Annotated in this window: 17 protein-coding genes; 8 read left to right on the forward strand and 9 right to left on the reverse strand. The window is 34.7% G+C overall.

All coding sequences use genetic code 11. From position 1 onward, the window contains the following. Nucleotides 1–2 precede the first annotated feature (2 nt). Together VB776_RS04545 and VB776_RS04550 are read right to left on the reverse strand one after the other, a co-directional pair. A complete protein-coding gene (locus VB776_RS04545) occupies nucleotides 3–875 on the reverse strand; it encodes an inositol oxygenase family protein (protein ID WP_323326441.1) in 873 nt (290 codons plus the stop codon). A 129-nt stretch (nucleotides 876–1,004) separates the two neighbouring features. Then, nucleotides 1,005–2,627 carry a sodium/sugar symporter gene (locus tag VB776_RS04550; RefSeq protein WP_323326443.1) on the reverse strand — a complete coding sequence of 541 codons (1,623 nt, stop codon included), beginning with the start codon at nucleotides 2,625–2,627 and terminating at the stop codon, nucleotides 1,005–1,007. Nucleotides 2,628–2,863: 236 nt separating this feature from the next. On the opposite strand from VB776_RS04550, the gene VB776_RS04555 reads away from it, so the two are divergent. The 5 genes from VB776_RS04555 (at nucleotide 2,864) to VB776_RS04575 (ending at nucleotide 10,893) form a co-directional block, all read left to right on the forward strand. Then, nucleotides 2,864–3,772, forward strand: a complete 909-nt coding sequence (locus tag VB776_RS04555; protein WP_323326445.1) for a hypothetical protein — start codon at nucleotides 2,864–2,866, stop codon at nucleotides 3,770–3,772. A gap of 473 nt (nucleotides 3,773–4,245) precedes the next feature. Then, nucleotides 4,246–5,229, forward strand: a complete 984-nt coding sequence (locus tag VB776_RS04560; RefSeq protein ID WP_323326447.1) for a ribonucleoside-diphosphate reductase small subunit — start codon at nucleotides 4,246–4,248, stop codon at nucleotides 5,227–5,229. Between the two features lie 131 nt (nucleotides 5,230–5,360). Further along, nucleotides 5,361–6,710, forward strand: coding sequence for a hypothetical protein (locus tag VB776_RS04565; protein WP_323326449.1), 1,350 nt, complete (start codon nucleotides 5,361–5,363; stop codon nucleotides 6,708–6,710). Further along, on the forward strand, nucleotides 6,697–8,094 hold the full coding sequence (locus tag VB776_RS04570; RefSeq protein WP_323326451.1) for a tetratricopeptide repeat protein: 1,398 nt from the start codon (nucleotides 6,697–6,699) through the stop codon (nucleotides 8,092–8,094). The genes VB776_RS04565 and VB776_RS04570 overlap by 14 nt, the downstream gene beginning before the upstream one ends. A gap of 150 nt (nucleotides 8,095–8,244) precedes the next feature. Next, entirely contained in the window at nucleotides 8,245–10,893 is a 2,649-nt protein-coding gene (locus VB776_RS04575; RefSeq protein WP_323326453.1) for a valine--tRNA ligase, read from the forward strand. 249 nt (nucleotides 10,894–11,142) lie between these two features. Here VB776_RS04575 and VB776_RS04580 read toward each other — a convergent pair whose 3' ends face one another. Together VB776_RS04580 and VB776_RS04585 are read right to left on the reverse strand one after the other, a co-directional pair. Next, nucleotides 11,143–12,111, reverse strand: coding sequence for an SMP-30/gluconolactonase/LRE family protein (locus tag VB776_RS04580; RefSeq protein ID WP_323326455.1), 969 nt, complete (start codon nucleotides 12,109–12,111; stop codon nucleotides 11,143–11,145). Nucleotides 12,112–12,236: 125 nt separating this feature from the next. Beyond that, nucleotides 12,237–13,307, reverse strand: a complete 1,071-nt coding sequence (locus tag VB776_RS04585; protein ID WP_323326457.1) for a mechanosensitive ion channel family protein — start codon at nucleotides 13,305–13,307, stop codon at nucleotides 12,237–12,239. Between the two features lie 165 nt (nucleotides 13,308–13,472). Between VB776_RS04585 and VB776_RS04590 the strand changes: the two genes are divergently transcribed. The 3 genes from VB776_RS04590 to lptC are packed head-to-tail and all read left to right on the forward strand — an operon-like array spanning nucleotide 13,473 to nucleotide 16,163. Next, nucleotides 13,473–14,201: a type III pantothenate kinase gene (locus VB776_RS04590; protein ID WP_323326459.1), complete on the forward strand. Its 729-nt coding sequence runs from the start codon at nucleotides 13,473–13,475 to the stop codon at nucleotides 14,199–14,201. A gap of 13 nt (nucleotides 14,202–14,214) precedes the next feature. After that, nucleotides 14,215–15,555 (forward strand): hypothetical protein, encoded by a 1,341-nt coding sequence (locus VB776_RS04595; protein WP_323326461.1) that lies wholly within the window; start codon nucleotides 14,215–14,217, stop codon nucleotides 15,553–15,555. 11 nt (nucleotides 15,556–15,566) lie between these two features. Then, nucleotides 15,567–16,163 (forward strand): LPS export ABC transporter periplasmic protein LptC, encoded by a 597-nt coding sequence (gene lptC / locus VB776_RS04600; RefSeq protein WP_323326463.1) that lies wholly within the window; start codon nucleotides 15,567–15,569, stop codon nucleotides 16,161–16,163. Nucleotides 16,164–16,202: 39 nt separating this feature from the next. On the opposite strand, the gene VB776_RS04605 is transcribed toward lptC, so the two are convergent. The 5 genes from VB776_RS04605 to VB776_RS04625 all read right to left on the reverse strand — a co-directional run bounded on the left by VB776_RS04605 (nucleotide 16,203) and on the right by VB776_RS04625 (nucleotide 20,368). After that, nucleotides 16,203–16,655 (reverse strand): c-type cytochrome, encoded by a 453-nt coding sequence (locus VB776_RS04605; RefSeq protein ID WP_323326465.1) that lies wholly within the window; start codon nucleotides 16,653–16,655, stop codon nucleotides 16,203–16,205. A 7-nt stretch (nucleotides 16,656–16,662) separates the two neighbouring features. Beyond that, on the reverse strand, nucleotides 16,663–17,322 hold the full coding sequence (locus VB776_RS04610; protein WP_323326467.1) for an SCO family protein: 660 nt from the start codon (nucleotides 17,320–17,322) through the stop codon (nucleotides 16,663–16,665). 23 nt (nucleotides 17,323–17,345) lie between these two features. After that, nucleotides 17,346–17,738 carry a hypothetical protein gene (locus tag VB776_RS04615; protein ID WP_323326469.1) on the reverse strand — a complete coding sequence of 131 codons (393 nt, stop codon included), beginning with the start codon at nucleotides 17,736–17,738 and terminating at the stop codon, nucleotides 17,346–17,348. An 85-nt stretch (nucleotides 17,739–17,823) separates the two neighbouring features. After that, on the reverse strand, nucleotides 17,824–19,491 hold the full coding sequence (gene recN / locus VB776_RS04620; protein WP_323326471.1) for a DNA repair protein RecN: 1,668 nt from the start codon (nucleotides 19,489–19,491) through the stop codon (nucleotides 17,824–17,826). A gap of 70 nt (nucleotides 19,492–19,561) precedes the next feature. Further along, nucleotides 19,562–20,368, reverse strand: a complete 807-nt coding sequence (locus VB776_RS04625) for a crotonase/enoyl-CoA hydratase family protein (protein WP_323326474.1) — start codon at nucleotides 20,366–20,368, stop codon at nucleotides 19,562–19,564. Between the last annotated feature and the right edge of the window lie 72 nt (nucleotides 20,369–20,440).

Below are 20,440 nucleotides of genomic sequence, written 5' to 3' on the forward strand. Positions count from 1 at the left end.
TTTTAAAACTTCAAGTTAGCTGGTAAATATTTCTTCACTAACTCTTTGTAATATGGTTTCAAGGCTTCTGTATCTGGAGGAACTGGAAGTTTTGAATACAAATCATAAGGATTGAATTTCTTCACCCATTCAAACATTTCGTGGTCATGCTCATCCATTAAATGTTCGTAAGCATTTTCACGGTGCTGTGAATAAAATGAGTGATAGCGAATCATATACAAAGCTGGCTCTGGCAAATTATCTTTCACCATTTGATATAAATACTCATCATGTCCCCACGACATATCAACGTTTCTTAAACCGCAGTTTGGTGAATAAACACCATATTTAGTATTGAAACGTTCGTCGTGTGCATCTGGATTTGCCTCAAAGTATTCTGAATAAACAATTTTATCTGAATGCTTACAGCCTACAGGGAAAGTATCACCTACTACAGCCCATTGTGGTTCACCGAACAAACAAAGTACTTTACCCATATCGTGTAATAAACCTGTTAATACAAACCAATCTGGATGTCCGTCTGCACGGATAGCTTCCGAAGTTTGTAATAAATGTTGCCATTGGTCTAATGAAGTATCAGGGTCAGAATCATCAACCAGTGAATTCAAGAAATCAAAAGCATCCCAAATCGGCATTTCTTTTTTATCGAACTTCAAAAACTCTGCTTGCTTTTGCTTCACAAAGTCATAAGTTTGATATTTGTGATTCAAACGATAAAACTCCCGAACAGTATCTCTTTCAGGATTATCATAATTACGATACTCGTCTTTTGTCTTTTTAAAAGTAGTATCTTCTTCAGGATAACGCTGCAAAACGTCGTCTTCCCAAACCTCTAAGCTCGCTAAGGGAGCGATTTCTTTTTCTGAAAATTCCATAAGACCAAAACAGATTAAATGGCTATAAATTAAGATATTGAATAAAAAAATAGATAATTGTACTCACAAAATATATTTTTCAAAAGTATGAATTTTCTAGCACAATTTTAGAAATTCAGACTTTTTGATTTACCAAAAAACAGTATAAAGTGCTGCTAAAACGCCACAAATAAGCACCGAAACAACCACAAAAGAATCTGAAACCTTAAACATACTCGAATCTATGGCTAAACCTTTTGTTTCTTCTTTTTTTCTGCCTTCAATTAAAGAAACTGTCACCATTAAAACGACTAAAATCAGATAAACCCAAAGTGTTCTGTCTAAAAAAGGAATTGGCTCGGTTCTTATCCATTCTGGTAACATTTTGAACAAAAGTGATAGAGGTAAAGTCAACACGGCAGCAACGATAGCGGCATTTGAAGTAGTTTTTTTCCAGAATAATCCTAAAGAAAACAATGCAAATGCACCCGGCGTAATATAATTTGAATATTCTTGAATGAATTGATAAGCCTGTTCAAGATGGCGAAGCTGTGGCGTAACCAACAAGGCAATTGCAAAAGAAACCCAAACGGCGTATCGTCCTACCAAAACAGTATTTCGCTCAGTAGCGTCTTTCTTCAAGATTTTTTTATAAATATCTAAACTGAAAATCGTAGCAATACTATTACACTTACTTGCCAAAGATGCTACAATTGCTGCGGTGAGTGCCGCAAAAGCTAGTCCTTTTAAACCAATAGGTAATAAATTCATTAAAGATGGATAGGCATGGTCGGGCTTCACGACTCCGTTCAAATCTACCATTTCTTGTTGCAATGAACCGTTGCTATATAACACATAAGCCGCAATTCCCGGAATAACGCAAATTAATGGAATTAATAATTTCAAAAAGGCTGCAAAAATAATCCCGCTTCTTGCTGTTTTTAAATCTGCTCCCAAAGCTCTTTGAACAATGTATTGATTACAACCCCAATAATTCAAATTGTTTATCCACATCCCCCCTATCAAAATTGATAATCCGGGCAATTCATAATAGTACTTATCTCCTTTTGAGAATATCATGTGGAAATGGTCATCGGCTTTGGTTTTTAGTAAAGATAAACCATCGAAAACACCATCGCCTCCAAATTTATCTGAAACCATATTTAAAGCTAAATAAGTTGTGGCTAATCCTCCCAAAATCAATACAACTACTTGAATAACATCAGTATAACCGATTACTTTCATTCCTCCAAGTGTGATTAATATCGCAAAAATGGCTAAAGCAGCCATACAATATTCAAATTGTAAACCTGTAATGGTTTCTAATGCCAAAGAGCCTAAATATAAAATAGAAGTAAGGTTGATAAATACATATAACAAAAGCCAGAATACTGCCATAATCGTCGCTACGGTATCGTTATATCGTAATGACAATAATTGCGGCATGGTGTAAATTTTATTTTTCAGATAAATTGGAATGAAAAAAACTGCCACAACAATCAAGGTGGCTGCCGACATCCATTCATAAGAAGAGATAGCTAAACCAATGGCAAAGCCCGAGCCTGACATTCCAATAAAGTGTTCTGCTGAAATATTTGAAGCAATTAAAGATGCTCCGATTGCCCACCAAGTAAGTGAACCTTCGGCTAAAAAAAAGCCTTTTGTGGTTGAGTTTTTTGTTTTGTCTCGCTGAAATACCCAATAGCCATACGAACCAACAAGTATTAAATACAATGAAAAAACGACGTAGTCGAGCTGATGAAGGGAATTCATATTAAATGGATAAAATCTAAATTATTCTAAGATATATCTAAAAGTAAATTTTGTTATTTTTTACTCGTTTTCCCTCAATTTTATCAAAAACACTGTCCTGATAACACAGACCTCCGCTTAAATACTTTAGCCTTTGATTAAGTCGTTTAAAGAAAGACTAACAATTCTCTATTATGCTATTTCAAAAACATATCTCATTTCTTAGCGTTTTGTTGCTTTGCTTTTGTTCTAAAAGTATGGCACAAACGCCTTCTTTAAGCCAATTATTTTATCCAAATATTACGTTACGAGCTGAGTTTATGCCCGAAACTTCAATGTCGAATGGACAAAAATTTGGTTTCAACAGAAGTACAGCTTTAGGAATTATTCCTTTGAGTACAGAAATTCAGGCAGGTATTGGTTTCGGGAAAAAGGCTGATATTCAGGCGAAGCATTCTCTATTAGTGGCAAATCTTGCCCAAATCAACACCACAATTGATGGCAAAGATGACCCAACTGGTGGATATAAAACTTTAGGCATGACTTATGTACAACTTAAAGCAAGTCTGCGAGAAAAACTTTGGGTTTATGCTGTTGGCGGAGGTATTACACAAACAAATGAAACCTTTTTGAATCCACAACCTTACTTTTATGGTGGAGCCGCTCGTTTACGAATTCTGGGTTTAAAAACACAAATACTTTATGGCACAGCCATTATTTATAACCAGAAATTCAGAATTATTCCTGTTTTTGGTTTCACAAAAGCACTCGGAAATGATTGGAAGGTTTCTGGCATTTTGCCTTTCAGAGCCAGCGTTGGCTATAAAGTAAATCCTTGGCTTCATCTGGATTTCAACTCGGTTTACGATGGATACAGTGCTGGTTATCAAGAATATGTAATTTCAGAAAAAATGATTCGTCGTCAAAATTATCAACAAGTTAGGTTTACCTTATCAGGCAATGCACATGTGTTGAATGTTTTTAACCTTGGTATTGAAGGTGGTTTAACGGAGTTTAGAAAAGTAAAAACCTTTAATGCTGCTAACGAAAACCTTAGTACTTCAAGCTTACCTGTTGCTCCATACATAGGTTTTAGCGTAAGATATATCACAAGTAAATCAAAAATTTCTTCCAAATTTCTGAAAAGTACTGGCATAGATTTTTAAGGTCATTGATAACATTCTGAAAAACAATAGTATCAATTCAACCTTATAAAAAATACATTTGGCGGAAAATATGATTTATAAAAATTCAAGAATTTTTCTTAGTTAATGAAGTAAAACCTTTCTAAATTTGGAGAAGATAGCTCAGCGATAATATCAACACGAGCTTCTATCTAATACGTATTTTGTACCTGCCTAAGAGCCCACTAAAAAATTCTATCTGATTATTTTATTCCTTGAAACATCGCTTGTCTTGAAAAAGACGAGCTTATCAAAAACATCAAGTTTTTTCCGAAAAAATATAACTTCATCGCTACTTTTGATGTTCTGTTAAATAGTGATTTGAAGATTAAAAACCTACATTACTTTAATCGTTAATTAAACAAACGATAGTTTTAGTAGCTAATAAATCGAATTTAAAGCAATAAAAATATTGTTCAGTAAAACACTGGCAAACAAAAATTCCCTTAAAAACCATGACAAACATTACGCAAATAGAGCCCCTTTTAGTTGAAGACCCAAACCGCTTTGTATTGTTTCCAATTAAGCAAAATGATATTTGGCAATTCTATAAAAAAGCGGAAGCTTCTTTTTGGACTGCTGAAGAAATAGATCTTCAACAAGATTTAGCCGACTGGGAACATCGCTTAAATGATGGAGAAAGACACTTTATCTCGCACGTATTGGCATTTTTTGCAGCTTCAGATGGTATCGTCAATGAAAACCTTGCGGTAAATTTCCTTTCTGAAGTACAATATGCTGAAGCAAAATGCTTCTACGGATTCCAGATTATGATGGAAAATATCCATTCTGAAACGTACTCTTTGTTGATTGATACTTATATCAAAAATCCAGTAGAAAAAGACAAAATGTTGCGTGCAGTTGATACAATTCCTTGCGTAAAGAAAAAAGCTGACTGGGCATTGCGTTGGATTAACGATGGAAACTTTGCAGAGCGTTTAATTGCTTTTGCTGCCGTAGAAGGAATTTTCTTCTCAGGTTCATTCTGTTCAATTTTCTGGTTGAAAAAACGTGGTTTAATGCCAGGTTTATCATTCTCGAACGAATTGATTTCAAGAGACGAAGGTCTTCACTGTGATTTTGCTTGTTTGCTTTATACAGACCATATCCAAAATAAACTAGACCCATCATCGGTTTACAAAATCATTATGGATGCTGTAACTATCGAGAAGGAATTTGTAACAGATGCGCTACCAGTATCATTGATTGGTATGAATGCACAATTGATGTGCCAATACATCGAATTCGTAGCTGACCGCTTATTGTTGGCTTTAGGCTTACAAAAACAATATAACGCTACCAATCCTTTCGATTTCATGGAAATGATTTCATTACAAGGAAAAACAAACTTCTTTGAAAAAAGAGTGGCAGAATATCAAAAATCAGGCGTTATGTCTGAGAAAGAATCAATGTCATTCTCTTTGGATGAGGATTTTTAGGCGATTATCTCTAGCATTAACGACAAAGCCCTCAGCACAATGAATGTCTGAGGGCTTTTTTGTTTACAACAAAGCTCATATTTACTCCAAATGGATTTATATTTGTGTTATCATCATATACAAGGAACAATATGTCTCACAAAGCTGAAACAATCAATGAAATAGACCAAGCAGTTAAATTTAATGAGCCTATTGGTCCAAGTCATTCTTTTTTTACTGATTTTTCGGGATTGAGGGGTGAATTTGAGGATAGAATTGTTTACAAAAATTTGAATGTTGAAAAGGAAAATGGTATTTTCTCTTTCAATCCAGCTATTAATGGTAGCAACAAATCCATTCTTTTTCTGGGTGGAATGCGTGGCTCTGGCAAAACATCCGAACTAGCCAAATATGCCGAAAAACTCAATAGTCCTCAATGCTTTTTTTGTGTTACTTGTAATATCGACCAAGAGTTAGATTTGAATGAATTGGAGTATATGGATATTCTGATACTTCAATTAGAGCAACTAACCAAGCGGCTGAGCGAATACGATTTAACCATTAATGAAGGTATCAAAGAACGATTAGAAACTTGGTTTGCCAAACGAGAAACAGAAATAAAAAGGGATTTAAAAGTAGAAGCAGAACTGGAAGCAGGTATTGAAATCAGCACAAAAAATCCACTTTTTAGTTTGTTAAACATCTTTGGAAAATTTAAAACTGGAGTAGTGGGTTCAAATGAAAGAGCAAACATCGTCAGACAAAACCTTAAAAATAATTTCAACTCTTTTGCTACTATTTTTAATGAGTTTATTGAAGAAGTAAATGTCTCACTTCGTGATAATCACATCGCTCAAGAAATTCTTTTTATTGTTGATGGTTTAGAGAAAACGCTGAGTGCTAATACTCGCAAGAAAATCATTATAGAAGAACAAAACCGCATTGATAAAATTAAGGCTTATACCATCTTTACTTTACCGATTGAACTGATGAGCCAAAGACCTAACTTATCACAATTTAGTAGCGTTGAAGCTTTTCCATTTGTGAAATTGATTGAAAGAAATGATACAGAAGATGCCATAGCTTTTGAGAAATTCAAAGAGTTTGTATATAAAAGAATAGATAGAAGTCTTTTTGAAAACGAAGTGATTGTCCATAAAGCTATCAGATATTCTGGAGGTTCGCCACGAGAACTTTTAAAGATTTTGGAAACTACCGCTTTTTATGTAGAAGATGAACAACAACAAATTGATGATGTGGCTTTAGATAAAGCTTTAAATAGATTGGCGAATCAAACGGCACAGTATATTACAGAACCGATGTTGGAAAAGATGAAGAAAATCATTGAAAATAATCGTGCAGGAAAAGACACTCCTTTTGATGAGGTATTGCAGACTATGTTAGAAAACATCTACGTGATGGAATACAACAGTGGGAGTTATAAAAGAATAAACCCTATTTTGGAACGCTCTAATTTGTATCAACAATATGTTCAAGGATAGTTCCAATCAGGCAGAATTTGAATTGCTCATTCGTGCTACACGAAATGAGCTTTTTCATTTTATCATTGTTCAATATCAGCATTTAGACTTGGTAAGAACAGTAAAAAATGACTTGAAAGTCCAATATCCAGAACGACCATTTGCAGAATTTAATCTTGAAAACATCAATTCCGAGACTTTTATTCATTCCATTTTAGCTTGTAAAACAGGTTTTATATTTATCGAAAAGTTTGAATTATTCTTTCAAGAAGATTTACAAGCATTAGCCATTGGCTTTAATCAAAGAAGAGATTTATTTTCAACATTTCCAATTCAATTGATTGTTTTTGTGCCGTTGGGTGGAGATACTTTACTCCATTTTCAGAAAACAATGCCTGATTTTTATTCGATTCTCAACCTAAGTATTAGTTTGAAATCAGAAATTTTATTAGAAGAAAATCTTCAAAGCAGAATTCCTTTTGATATTACCAATAACGATTATGATAATGTAGAGGAAGCTAAAAATGAAATAGAAAGAATTGAAAAAAGACTAAAAACACTCGAAGATACTCCCGAAAATACTTCGTTGAGATATGAGTTAATAATTCAATTAGCAAATGCTTATCGCTTTAGTGCTGATTATTTGAAAAGTAGAGAATTATATGAGAAGTTGCTCCATAACTTCGAGCAACAAAATGATATAAGCTTAGAAACAGTAATTGCTAATATTCAGAATAATTTAGCATTAGTCCTTCAAGATTTGGGAGACGATATGGGAGCTAAAGTATTGTTAGAAAAAGCAATAAATTCAGCCGAAAAATATTATGGGGTTGACCATTCAATAACAGCAACAGGCTATGCTAATTTGGCATCAGTACTAAGGGCTCTGAGGGATTATGAAGGTGCAAAAGAACTTATCATAAAAGCTATAAATTCAGATAAAAAAAACCTTCATGAAGAACACCCAACTACAGCAATTCATTTTTCAATCTTAGCGACAATACTTCAAGATTTAGGGGATTATGACGGTGCCAAAAAGATATTAGAACAAGTAAAAAATATTGCAGAGAAAACCATTGGACAAGAACATTTTATCACAGCCAGTTTTTATACAAATTTAGCAACTAGCTTACAAAATTTAGGAGATTATGTTGGTGCTAAACAATTATTAGAAAAAGCTTTAAGAGCAGATGAAGAAAAAATGGGTATAAATCATCCTTTGACCGCAATCAACTATTCTAATTTAGCTACAATACTTGAAAAATTAGGAGATTATGACAAAGCCATGACTCTATATGACAAAGCGTATCAAATATTACTAAAACATCTTGGAGAACAACATCCATACACTAAAATAGTAGAAGGAAATTTAGATTTTGCAAAACAAAAAAATAGCATCAACTAATCATTAATAAATCATTCTATTGGAATAGCCAAACCTAAATCAATCAAATAGAGAACACTTCCTTCCATTCCATTAACTCCTTTCCTTCAAAATCCGTATCTTTGCAACAAATTTCGTCAGGACTGAAAACTGACCCACAATTCTTATAAAATGATTTCAAAAACATACGCTCCACAAGACATTGAAGCCAAATGGTATCAATATTGGCTCGAAAATAAATTCTTTGCTTCAAAACCAAATCCAGACAAAGAACCTTACTCTATCGTAATTCCTCCGCCAAACGTAACGGGTGTACTCCACATGGGTCACATGTTGAACAATACTATCCAAGATGTATTGATTCGTAAGGCAAGAATGGAAGGTAAAGAGGCTTGTTGGGTGCCGGGTACTGACCATGCGTCTATCGCAACGGAAGCAAAAGTGGTGGCGATGTTGAAAGAAAGAGGCATCGAGAAAAAGGATTTGACTCGTGAAGAATTCTTGGCTTATGCCATGGAATGGAAAGACAAGTATGGCGGGATTATTCTGGAACAATTGAAAAAATTGGGTGCTTCTTGCGACTGGGACAGAACTCGTTTTACCATGGAGCCTTCTTTGTACCAAGCCGTAATTGATACTTTCGTTCGTTTGTACGAAAAAGGTAAAATTTACCGTGGCGTAAGAATGGTAAACTGGGACCCACAAGGGAAAACGGCTTTATCTGACGAAGAGGTAATCGACAAAGATATTCAAGCGAAGCTTTATTATATTACTTACAACGTTGTGGGTGAAGAAGGAAGTTTAACAATTGCTACTTCTCGTCCTGAAACGATTATGGCGGACTCTGCCGTTTGTATTAATCCGAACGACGAGCGTTATACACATCTTCATGGTAAAACTGTAACGATTCCATTGTTAGGTCGTGAAATTCCTGTGATTTTGGATGAGTACGTAACGATGGATTTTGGAACGGGCTGTTTAAAAGTAACGCCTGCCCATGATTTGAATGACTACGAATTAGGTTTAAAACATAAATTGCCAGTAATCGACATCTTAGACGATGCAGGTTTCTTGAACGAAAAGGCGGTATTGTATCTAGGTCAAGACCGTTTTGCAGCTCGTAGAAATATCGTTAAAGATTTAGAAGAAGCAGGACATTTAGTAAAGGTTGAAGAGTACAAATCTATCGTTAAAACATCTGAGCGTACTGGTGCGGTTATCGAGCCGAAATTATCTTTACAGTGGTTCTTGGAAATGAAAGAGGTTTCTCAGCCTGCTTTAGAGAACGTAATGAATGATAACATCAAATTATATCCACCGAAATTCAAGAATATGTACTCTTCTTGGATGGAAAATGTGAGAGATTGGTGTATTTCAAGACAATTGTGGTGGGGACAGCAAATTCCAGCTTATTACTTGCAAGACGGAACGGTTATCGTAGCAAAAAGTAAGCGTGAAGCTTTGCGTAAAGCTCAACACGAATTACAATTATTTGCTTTAACAGAAGAAGATTTAACGCAAGACCCAGACGTTTTGGATACTTGGTTCTCGTCGTGGTTATGGCCAATTTCTGTTTTTGATGGTATCGAAAATCCTGATAACGAAGATATTAAATATTATTATCCAACCAATGATTTAGTAACTGCTCCAGAAATTTTATTCTTCTGGGTAGCTCGTATGATTATCGCTGGTTATGAGTGGAGAGGCGAATTACCTTTCAGAAATGTATATTTAACGGGTATCGTTCGTGATAAATTAGGCAGAAAAATGTCTAAATCATTAGGAAACTCGCCAGACCCATTAGATTTGATTGCAAAGTATGGTGCAGATGGCGTGCGTACTGGTATGCTTTTCAGTTCGCCAGCAGGAAACGATTTGATGTTTGACGAGAAATTGGTTGAACAAGGACGTAATTTCTGTAATAAAGTATGGAATGCTTATCGTTTGGTAGAAGGTTGGAACGCAACAGATATTTCACAACCACAAGAAAATTTATTGTCAATTCAATGGTTTGAATCACGTTTGAATCAGACGATTATTGATGTACAAGAACACTTTGTGAAATTCCGTATTTCAGATGCACTTTTGTCGATTTATAATTTGATTTGGGATGATTTCTGTGGCAAGTACTTAGAAATGATTAAGCCAGCTTACGAACAACCTATCGACAAAGCTACTTTTGAAGCAACGATTGCTCTTTTTGAAAAATTGATGTGTTTGGCTCATCCATATATGCCATTTATTACAGAAGAAATTTGGCAGGCAATCAGCGAACGTGGAGCAAACGAAACAATTTGTAGAGCTGAATATCCAGTGGCTGGTGAAGTGAACTCTCAGCTTTTAGTCGATTTTGATTTCATGTTTACAATTATCACTAAAATACGTGAAACTAGAAATTCGAAACAAATTTCTCCTAAAGTCGAGTTACCATTTTCTTGGGCTTTAAGTAAAAACAATTTAGGTAAATTACATTTACATCGCTTTAATTTAATGGAGAAAATTATCCAAAAACTTGCGAATGTCTCAATGAAAGAATATGTTTCGGATGATATTGATGGTGCTATTTCATTCACAGAAAAAAGTGTACAATGCTATATTTTTATAGAAAATGAAATAGACGTAGAAGCCGAATTAGCTAATGCCAAAAAAGAGTTAGAATATAATTTAGGATTCAAAAAATCGACAGAAGCGAAATTAGCTAACGAACGTTTTGTAGCCAATGCCAAACCTGAATTAGTAGAAAGAGAACGCCAAAAATTGGCAGATGCTGAATCAAAAATTAAAGCTTTAGAAGAAATGATTGCGAGTTTGAGCAAGTAGATTTTTAGGATTTCGGACTTCGGATGTCAGATTTCGGCTTTTGAATTTCGGACTTAAATGTTAATTATAATAAAAGACTTGAGAGCAATCCCAAGTCTTTTATTTTTAGTGACAATAAATGAAATCTTAATTTTACCCGCAGATTTACACAGATTTGTTACGAAGATAAACGCATTTTTTTTTAGAGTAAAAACATATAGACTAAAGCAAAAAACTGAAAGCTGATGTCCGAAAGCCGAAACCTCGAAGTCAAAATCCTACTCCAGTCGTCAAGGTTTTTACACGACAAAGATACATATCAGCCGTGATGTAAAGCGTTGAACCATCGTCTCCCCAAGCACAATTTGCTGCTAGAGAACCCGTCTCAATCCTTCCTAATAATTTACCTGCTGGAGAGATAATCAATACTCCACCGGGCCCAGTTGCGAATAAATTCCCTTTTTTATCAATCTTCAATCCATCTGGTAAGCCTGAACGCTTTTCATTTTTCAGCATATAGGTTGCATCAAAAAGTACTTTGCCTGTTCCTAAACTTCCATCTTCGTTCACAGGATATGCCATGTAAATTGCACGTTCTTCATGTGATTGTGCAACGTATAAAATCTTTTCATCTGGTGAAAAAGCTAAACCATTTGGTCTTACTAAATCACTCGCCACTAAGGTTACTTTTCCATCTGTTCCAATGCGATAAACGCCAAATTCAAGTTCACGGCTTGGGTCTTTTTCTTTTTTAGGCAATCCATACGGTGGGTCGGTAAAATAATAAGCTCCGCCAGAATGTTGAACAACATCATTTGGACTATTGAATCGCTTTCCTTGATAATTATCGGCTAATGTTCTTTTTCCTCCTAAAGTCAAAGACATTGACGATACTCTGCGGTCGCCATGTTCACAGGCAATTAATTCGCCTTTGTTATTAATTGTCAGTCCATTACTTCCAGGTTCATCACCATATTCTCCCAAACCTGTATAACCCGAAGGAGAAAGAAAAATAGTTGCTCCTTCGCTTTCATTCCATTTATAAATGGTATTATCAGGAACATCCGAAAAAAGTAAATATTTACCTTTTTTGTTCCAGACTGGTCCTTCTGACCAAACAAAACCAGACGCTAAAATTTCTACTTTTGCATCGACAGAAACCAGACTTTCAAGTGCTGAATCAAATTGAGTGATTTTCCCTAGTGTGGGATAAACTTTTTGAGCGTGAATTGTTGACATTGTTGTACCAAGAGTAAGCAATGTGAGGAATATTTTTTTCATTAAAGTAATATAAAATATTAAGAAAACAGTTAGTCTGCAAATATACAACAACAAGTTCTCCCTATCTGAAAAATACTTCTTAGTTATGTCCTATTATTCAAATCAGCAAATTTTGCCCCATTTTTTTGGACTATATTTACAATTTTATAGTTGATTTCTTCACGAGTTTTGTTAAGGATTGCTACATTATTGCTCTCTACATTGTAAGCCACTTGAATATCCATAGAGCCATCACCAATTCCTTCAAAACGAGTAACACCCGGTTCTGGCTTATAAATATGTTCGTGTGCTAATACTTCTTCTTGAATTTGAGAAACAATATTTTGAATCGTACTTGAAGGAGTATCTTGTTGAAGTTTAATTAAATATTTTGCTCTACGAAACTGACGAGTACTCATATTTTCTAAAGCTTGGGCAGTTAATAAACGATTCGGAACAGTGACAATACTTCCATCAGCAGTTTTTAAACGAGTACTTCTAAAGCCAATTTTTTCAACATCTCCTGAAACTTTATCTAACTGAATATTATCTCCAACAACAAAAGGCAAATCCATAAAAAGCATTAAGGATGCAAACAGGTTTTCCAAGGTTTCTTTGGCGGCCAAGGCAATAGCCAACCCTCCAATTCCCAAACCTGTTACCAATGCCACAACATCTATCTTGAAAACCATTCCTAACATTGAGAAAAAAGTCATAATAGATACCGCTACAATAGCCAAATCTTTGAAGAAAGGGACAAACTGGTCGTCGAGTTTTGTTTCAGTCAATGCCGCTCTTTCTTGAAAAATAAGAGCGATAAATTTCACCAAACGAATCAAAATCCAAGAAATTGAGAAAATCAAAAAGCATTGAAAAATCTTCAGAAGTACAACTTTCAAGCCCAAAGTAGCGGCTAAATTCCAAGAAAGAGGAAAGTGTAAATAAAGAAAAGCAAAGTAAACCATCAACACAATGATGAAAAGCTCAACGGGCTTTCTGAGCATCTCAATACAAGTATGAATTGATACTTTATCGTGTTTTATAAAACGATATAAAACTTTACTAAGCGATACTGATAATAAACGTTTTAATAGTAAGCTACTCACTATAATTCCGATAAACCAGAGAATATCATTAACTTTATTTTCAAGAATTTCAGATTCTAAGAATTCCATAATGTTTGTTTTTTACTTAAAGATGAATGTTATGATTGGGAGTGAACATGAGAATTTTAAAAATGCTTTCCCAAAATTGTAAAAATTGCTTTTATTTTAAACGATTTGCCGTCTTTTTTATCCTAAAAAATCATACCGAAGCAAATAATACTTACATCATTTTACATGAATTTAGCCATAGATTTAGGAAATACTTTTGCCAAAACGGGTCTTTTTGAGCAAGGAAAGCTCATCGAAAGTAAAGGTTCTTTTACATATTCTGAACTTATTGGCTACGTAAAAGGCTTAAAACCAACAAATATTATCATTTCAACAGTGAGTTATTCTGAAGAACAACTGAGTCAAGATTTTTCAGAAGCCAATACAAAAGTGTTCTTTTTGAAAAATACTACGCCCGTTCCTATCACTAAATTGTACGATACACCAGAAACTTTGGGTGCCGACCGCATTGCTGCCGCCATTGGTGCAAGGGTTATTTTTCCTGAAAGTAACGCTATGATTATTGATTTAGGTACTTGTATTACGTATGATTTGGTTGATACCGAAGATAACTTTCATGGAGGAATTATTTCACCAGGAGTACGGATGCGATTCACCGCTATGAATACTTTTACCAAACGTTTGCCGTTATTAGAACCAGAAGAAGTGCCCGCAATTCTTGGAAAAAGTACAAAACACGCTATGCAAAGTGGCGTAATGAATGGTATTACTGCGGAGATAAATGGATTTATTGAAGAGTATCACAAGCTTTTAACAAAAATTAACGTCATTTTATGTGGCGGAGATGCTACATTCTTTGCAAACCGCATAAAATACCCGAACTTTGTAATTCCAGAGTTGGTGCTGATTGGACTTAACAGAATTTTAGAATATAATGTCGAACAAAATAAATAGTATTTCAAATTTTATGCGAGCAACAATCCCTTCAAGGGTTGTAAATAGAAAAAGTTACAATCAAGCATTTGCTTCTAAGTTCCTATTCAAATCATTCTCTCGTTTATTTATTGCTGTTTCTTGCCTTTTGGCATTTCATTCAATACAAGCACAAGAAACAAATTCTCCCTTTTCATTCTTAGGCATTGGCGAAGTTTACAATGGCGGCACTGCCGTAAACTCAATGTCGGGTGGTTTGGGCGTTGCAAGTTCTAATGGTATTTATGTAAATACCGTGAATCCAGCGATGCTTGCCAGAAATCGTTATACTGTTTTTGAAATGGGAGTAAATACCGAAATCAAAGCGATGCAAGATAACAGACAACGCTCTAATACTTATAATGGAACTTTAGGGCCAGTTGTGCTAGCTTTACCAGCTTCTCCACGCTGGACTTTAGCTTTGGGTTTAATGCCTTATTCTACTGTAAATTATAAAACCCTTACTTCAAGAAAACTTAACGTTGTTGGTACAGACAGTACAATTCTTACTTATAATGGCGAAGGCGGACTTAATAAGGCTATTATCAGTAATGGTGTTAGAGTAAGTAAAAATATGTATGTTGGTCTTGAAACTTCCTATTTATTCGGAGTAATCAACAGAGATATTACTACACAAAACCTTAGTGATGGTCAAAATTATCAAGTAAAAAGCTTTAACCGTTCTAATTACTCAAGTGTACATTTTAAATTAGGCTACGCTTGGAGACCCAAAATTAGCAAGGAATATTTCTTAAATATTGGTGCTACAGCAGAGTTATCACAAAATCTTGGCATTAAAAATCTTGGTGGTTTTAATATTTATGATGCTTCAGGCATAACGCTTATTAATGCTGATACGCTTTCAAATCCAAACGGAAGTATTACATTACCAGCCAATTACAAATTTGGGATAAGTTTAGAAAAGCCCGGAAAATTATTAGTTTCGTTAGATTACTCAACAACAAAATGGACTGGTTATAAAAGTTTAGAAGGTGATAATGATGGACTAAAAAATGCTTATACAGTAGCTGTTGGTGCAGAATATATTCCAAAATTTGATGCCATCTCTGGATACTTCAATCACGTAATGTATCGTGTAGGAGCTAATTATACACAATCTCCTTACAGTTATAACGGAAGCGAAGCCGCCAAAGATATGAGTTTCTCGGTAGGTGTTTCATTACCATTACGTACTATTTCTTATGTAAATATTGCTTATGTAAGAGGGAAAAGAGGAGTACTTTCAACAAATGGATTAGAAGAACAATATAGCAAAATTGTTGTTGGCTTCTCGTTAGGAGACTTTTACTGGTTCCGTAAACCAAAAATTGATTAATTATTCTTTTTATGAATCAATTCAAAATATCTTCATTAACTGATTTGACAACTCCACTTAGGGTTGTCAAATTAGTTTTACGCCCAATACTTGGTTTAATTCTTTCTTTCTTTTTGCTAATGGCTTGTAAAGAAGAAAAAAAAGTAATTGCCAAGAAAGCATACAACGGACCACTTTCTGAGATTTATGGTGTAAATATGACATATTCTGATTCTGCCAGATTAGTCGTTAGAATGTCCACTGAAAGCCAATTGACGATGCCCAATGAAGACAAAGTATATCCTCATGAAGTAAGAGTATTCTTTTTTGATAAACTAGGAAATAACAGCACTACCTTACGAAGTGATTCGGCTAGATATATTCGCATGAAAAATGTTTATCATATTATGGGAAGAGTACTTATCAACAATCAAGTTAAACACGAAACGCTTTCTACCGACGAACTTTATTGGAATCCAGACACCAAGAAGATTTATACCGAAAAGCCTGTGGATGTAAAAACTCCAGAACAAATTCTGCATGGAATAGGTATGGATTCTAATCAGGATTTTACAGAATATACTCTTAGGAAAGTGACTGGAGTTGTGAGCGTGAAAAGTTTACCATAAATAACAAAATAGGCGATGTTCATCACACCGCCTATTTTGTTACTCTACCTTATTTTTACAAGTTGCTAATATTTTTTGTACATCTTTTACTTCTGTAATGGTTTTTTCTCCGCCCCATTCATTATAAATAAAAGTAGCAATTTCGGCTACGTCCAAAGCTTGTAATTGCGAATTGGCTGGCATTGGTTGGCGATACGTTTTTCCATTTACAATAATGGTATCCATCAATCCATTTCGCATCGAACAGAGAATAAGTTCTTTATTCTTTGCCAAAAAATCTGAACCAGCAATCGGCGGATACAATCCCGCTAAACCTCCTCCTTTTTCTTGATGACAATTTGCACAATGTGTTTTGTAAAGTGCTTGTCCGTCGATATAATACTGTTTTCTTTTGATTTCCTCTTTGCTATCACAAGCAAACATCGTTAATATACAAAGAGCAAATGAAAATTTGATGGCAATACTTTGTTGTAACATTAATATCTTTTTCAATAAATTATTATTTATGATTTGAACTCGATTCATTTAAAAGTATTTCCATATCCTCCATCAAGTTATCTACTTTTGCAGGAACAGTTCCATCGTAAATTCCACGAATGTGGCGATTTTTGTCAACTAAAATAAACGCTCCGCTATGTACTACACCACCCGGTTGGGTTGGGTCGTCGGCAGCAGAAACCATATAACTTTTTTGTCCGATTTCAAAAATTTTCGCTTTATCACCCGTCACCATTTGCCAAGAATTCCCTTTGATGCCCAGATTACTTTTAAACTCTTTTAACACAGCAGGCGTATCATGGCGTGGGTCGATTGAATGAGAAAGTAAAATTACGTTCGGGTTATCCTTATACTTTTCATAAATCCGAAGCATTTGCGTTTTCATTTTTGGGCAAATCGTAGGACAAGTCGTAAAAAAGAAATCGGCGATATAGATTTTTCCAGCAACAAATTCTTGCGTAATTTTTACGGAATCCTGATTGATAAATTCAAAATCAGGAATTTTGTGGTAAATGGTATCAACAACCATTTTGCCATCAATCATTTTCTCAGCCGTTTCTTTATTGCCCAAATAAGGTAATTCTTTAGGCGATTTCGAACAGCCCAATACAATGTTTAGCAGAAAGATTAAGGATAAACAATGAACAATATTTCTCTTCATGATATTTAACAAGTATTCAAAACTTACTTTTTCAAAAAAGCTTTTGCCTCTTCAATACTTGCATTCGTTAATTCTTTTACTTTAACAATTTTGTTTTTCTCTCCTTCGTAGTATTTTACTACTTCTTCTTCTGATTTCCCTTTTACTTGATCAGGATTATACTTTTCCATCCATTCCATCATTTTTACATCGGCAGAATCTAACGCTACATACAATTCTTTCGCTTTTGAAGAATCTGAAGATACTTTTGAAATAGAATCTAATTGTCCTTTCAAGGTCATGATTTCATCCATTTTTGGCATTACTTCATCATGTACTGCCATTACTTCTTCAATCATTTTTTTCTGTTTGTCTTCCGACTTTGAACAAGAAAAAACTACTGACAACATTAATACCGATAATAATATTTTCTTCATATTGATAAGTACCTGTTTAGTTTGGAACAAATTTATTGAGATAACAAGCTTTCGACCTTGAACGTTTAGCTTGTTAGATAATATTTTAACTGAGTGCAAGATGTTTCCCTAAAATCTCACGAGCATTTTCTACAATGGCTTTTGATGGATTTTCTCCGCCAATCATCTGTGCAATTTCCATTACTCTTTCTTCACTACTTAATTTTCGGATTTTTGAAACCGTTCTTTCTGAAGAATTATCTTTATACACAAAGTAATGTGCTGAACCTTGTGCCGCAATTTGATGCAAGTGTGTAATAGCAATCAATTGGTGATTGCGGCTCATTTCTCGCATCATATTTCCAACTTTTATTGATACTTCACCAGAAATTCCTGTATCAATTTCATCAAAAATAATGGTTGGCAAAGCTCGTTTATTGGCTAAAATATACTTTATCGCCAACATTAAACGGCTAAATTCACCGCCAGAAGCTACATTTTTAATCGGTTGTGGTTTAATCCCTTTATTGGCTGAAAACAACAAATTAATCACATTAATCCCCATTGGTGATGGCTTTATGATTTCATCTTCAATTTTCAAACTAGCATTTGGCATTCCTAAATCTTTCAGCAAATCTGAAATTTGTTTTTCAATAATTGGCAAAGCTACGAGTCTTGATTGCGATAAAGCTTCGGCACTTATCAATACTTCTTTCTCGGTTTTCTCTACTTCCGCTTTTGCATCTGCCAAAGCTTCGTCGATATTCAGTACTTTATTAACTTTTTGTTCTAATTCTTTCTGAATGGCTAATAATTCAACATCTGTTTTTACTTGATGTTTTTGTAAAAGATTATAAATTACATCAAGTCGTTGCTGAATACTGGTGATTTTTTCATTATCTAATTCTACTTCTTCGGCTTCGCTTTCTACTTCAACAGCAATGTCTTTAAGTTCAATCAAACAGCTTTGAATACGTTCTTTCAATTGCAAATACTGTTCGCCAAAAGTACTGATGCTATTCAAATTGGCTAAGGTTGAAGTAAGTAATGGAATGATAGATTGCTCGGTAGCATTCAAATATTCGGCTGACAAAAGCAATTTAGATTTTACTTCTTCGGCATTTTCTAATTTATTTAGCTCTTGCTCTAATACTTCTAATTCGCCTGCTTTTAGCTTTATTTTCTGTAATTCATCCAGCAAGAAGGAATTATAATCAAACTCTTTTTTACTTTCTTTGGCTTCTATTCGAAGCTGTTCATATACTTTTTGGGCTTTATGAAAAGCCTGAAAATCTTTTTTATAAGTATCTAATAAATCATGATTCTGAGTGAAAGTATCGACGATTTCTAATTGATAATCGTTTGCTCCCAATAATAGATTATCATGCTGTGAATGCACATCCATCAATTGCGAAGCTACTCTGCGAAGCGTTTCTAAATTAACAGGCGTATCATTGACGAAAGCACGAGTTTTGCCTTGCGGAGAAATCTCACGACGAATTACGCAATGTTCGTCATAATCTAATTCTTCTTCCTCAAAAATACTCTTGATAATATAGCCCGAAACATCAAATTCGCCCTCGATAACACACTTTTCATTTGGATTAAAAAGTGTACGAGTATCGGCACGATTGCCCAATAACAATCCTAAAGCACCCAACATAATAGACTTTCCCGCACCTGTTTCGCCTGTAACAATGTTTAAAGCAACGTCTGGTGTTAATACGAGATGCTCGATTAAAGCATAGTTTTTTATTTGTAACTTCGTTAGCATAAGTTGTTGGCATAAAAGCCTTGTCTGTCAATTCTTCACAAATATACTAAGGACGGAGGAGTCCTTTTATTCAATTTTCAAATTTAGGTTCTCTTTTAGTCATTTTCGCTTCGAAAGCTTCTTGCAAATCGGCAGAGAGTAACATTCCTGCATTCCAAGTTGCCATGTAATTAAGTCCATCGGCTACAGAATTATCACGGCTATGCAGTAAAATGTGTTTTGTTCCACGAATAGCGACAGGTGATTTTTGGGCAATTGTTTCCGCCAATTTCATTACTTCTGTCAACATCGTTTCTTTATCTGTAAAAGTACGATTCACGATTCCGATTTTCTCAGCTTCTTTCCCTTCTACATTTCTACCAGTATAAGCCATTTCTCGTACTAAACCATCGCCAATCAGTTTTGGTAATCTTTGTAGCGTACCCAAATCGGCTACCATTCCCATATCAATTTCTTTAATCGTGAAAAAAGCATCTTCCGTACAATAACGCATATCGCAAGCACAAACTAAGTCGATTCCGCCACCGATACAACCGCCATGAATAGCTACTAAAACTGGTTTAGAACAATTTTCGATGGCATTGATGGGAGCTTGTAAACGCAAAATATCTTTGCGAATACTCTCTCTTCGGCGAGCTTCGCATGGCATTTTACTTTGTGTAACCGACATCAGCAAACTTAAATCTATGCCTGCACAAAAATGTTTGCTATCGCCACCTTCCAGTACGATTACTCTTACTTCTGGGTTTTCATCGAGTTCAGTAAAGATTTGCAAGATTTCATCCCAAGCGGTTTGATTCAATGCATTGGCTTTGTCAGGGCGATTGATGATAAGATGAGCAATATTATTCTGGATTGATAATTTGAGCGTTTCCATGTTTTTGGGAATAAAAAATTCACAGAGAAAAAACTGAATATCAGTAGTTTCCCTGTGAATGTTGAAGTTAGA

The organism is Arcicella gelida, assembly GCF_034931025.1.
GTDB lineage: Bacteria > Bacteroidota > Bacteroidia > Cytophagales > Spirosomataceae > Arcicella > Arcicella gelida.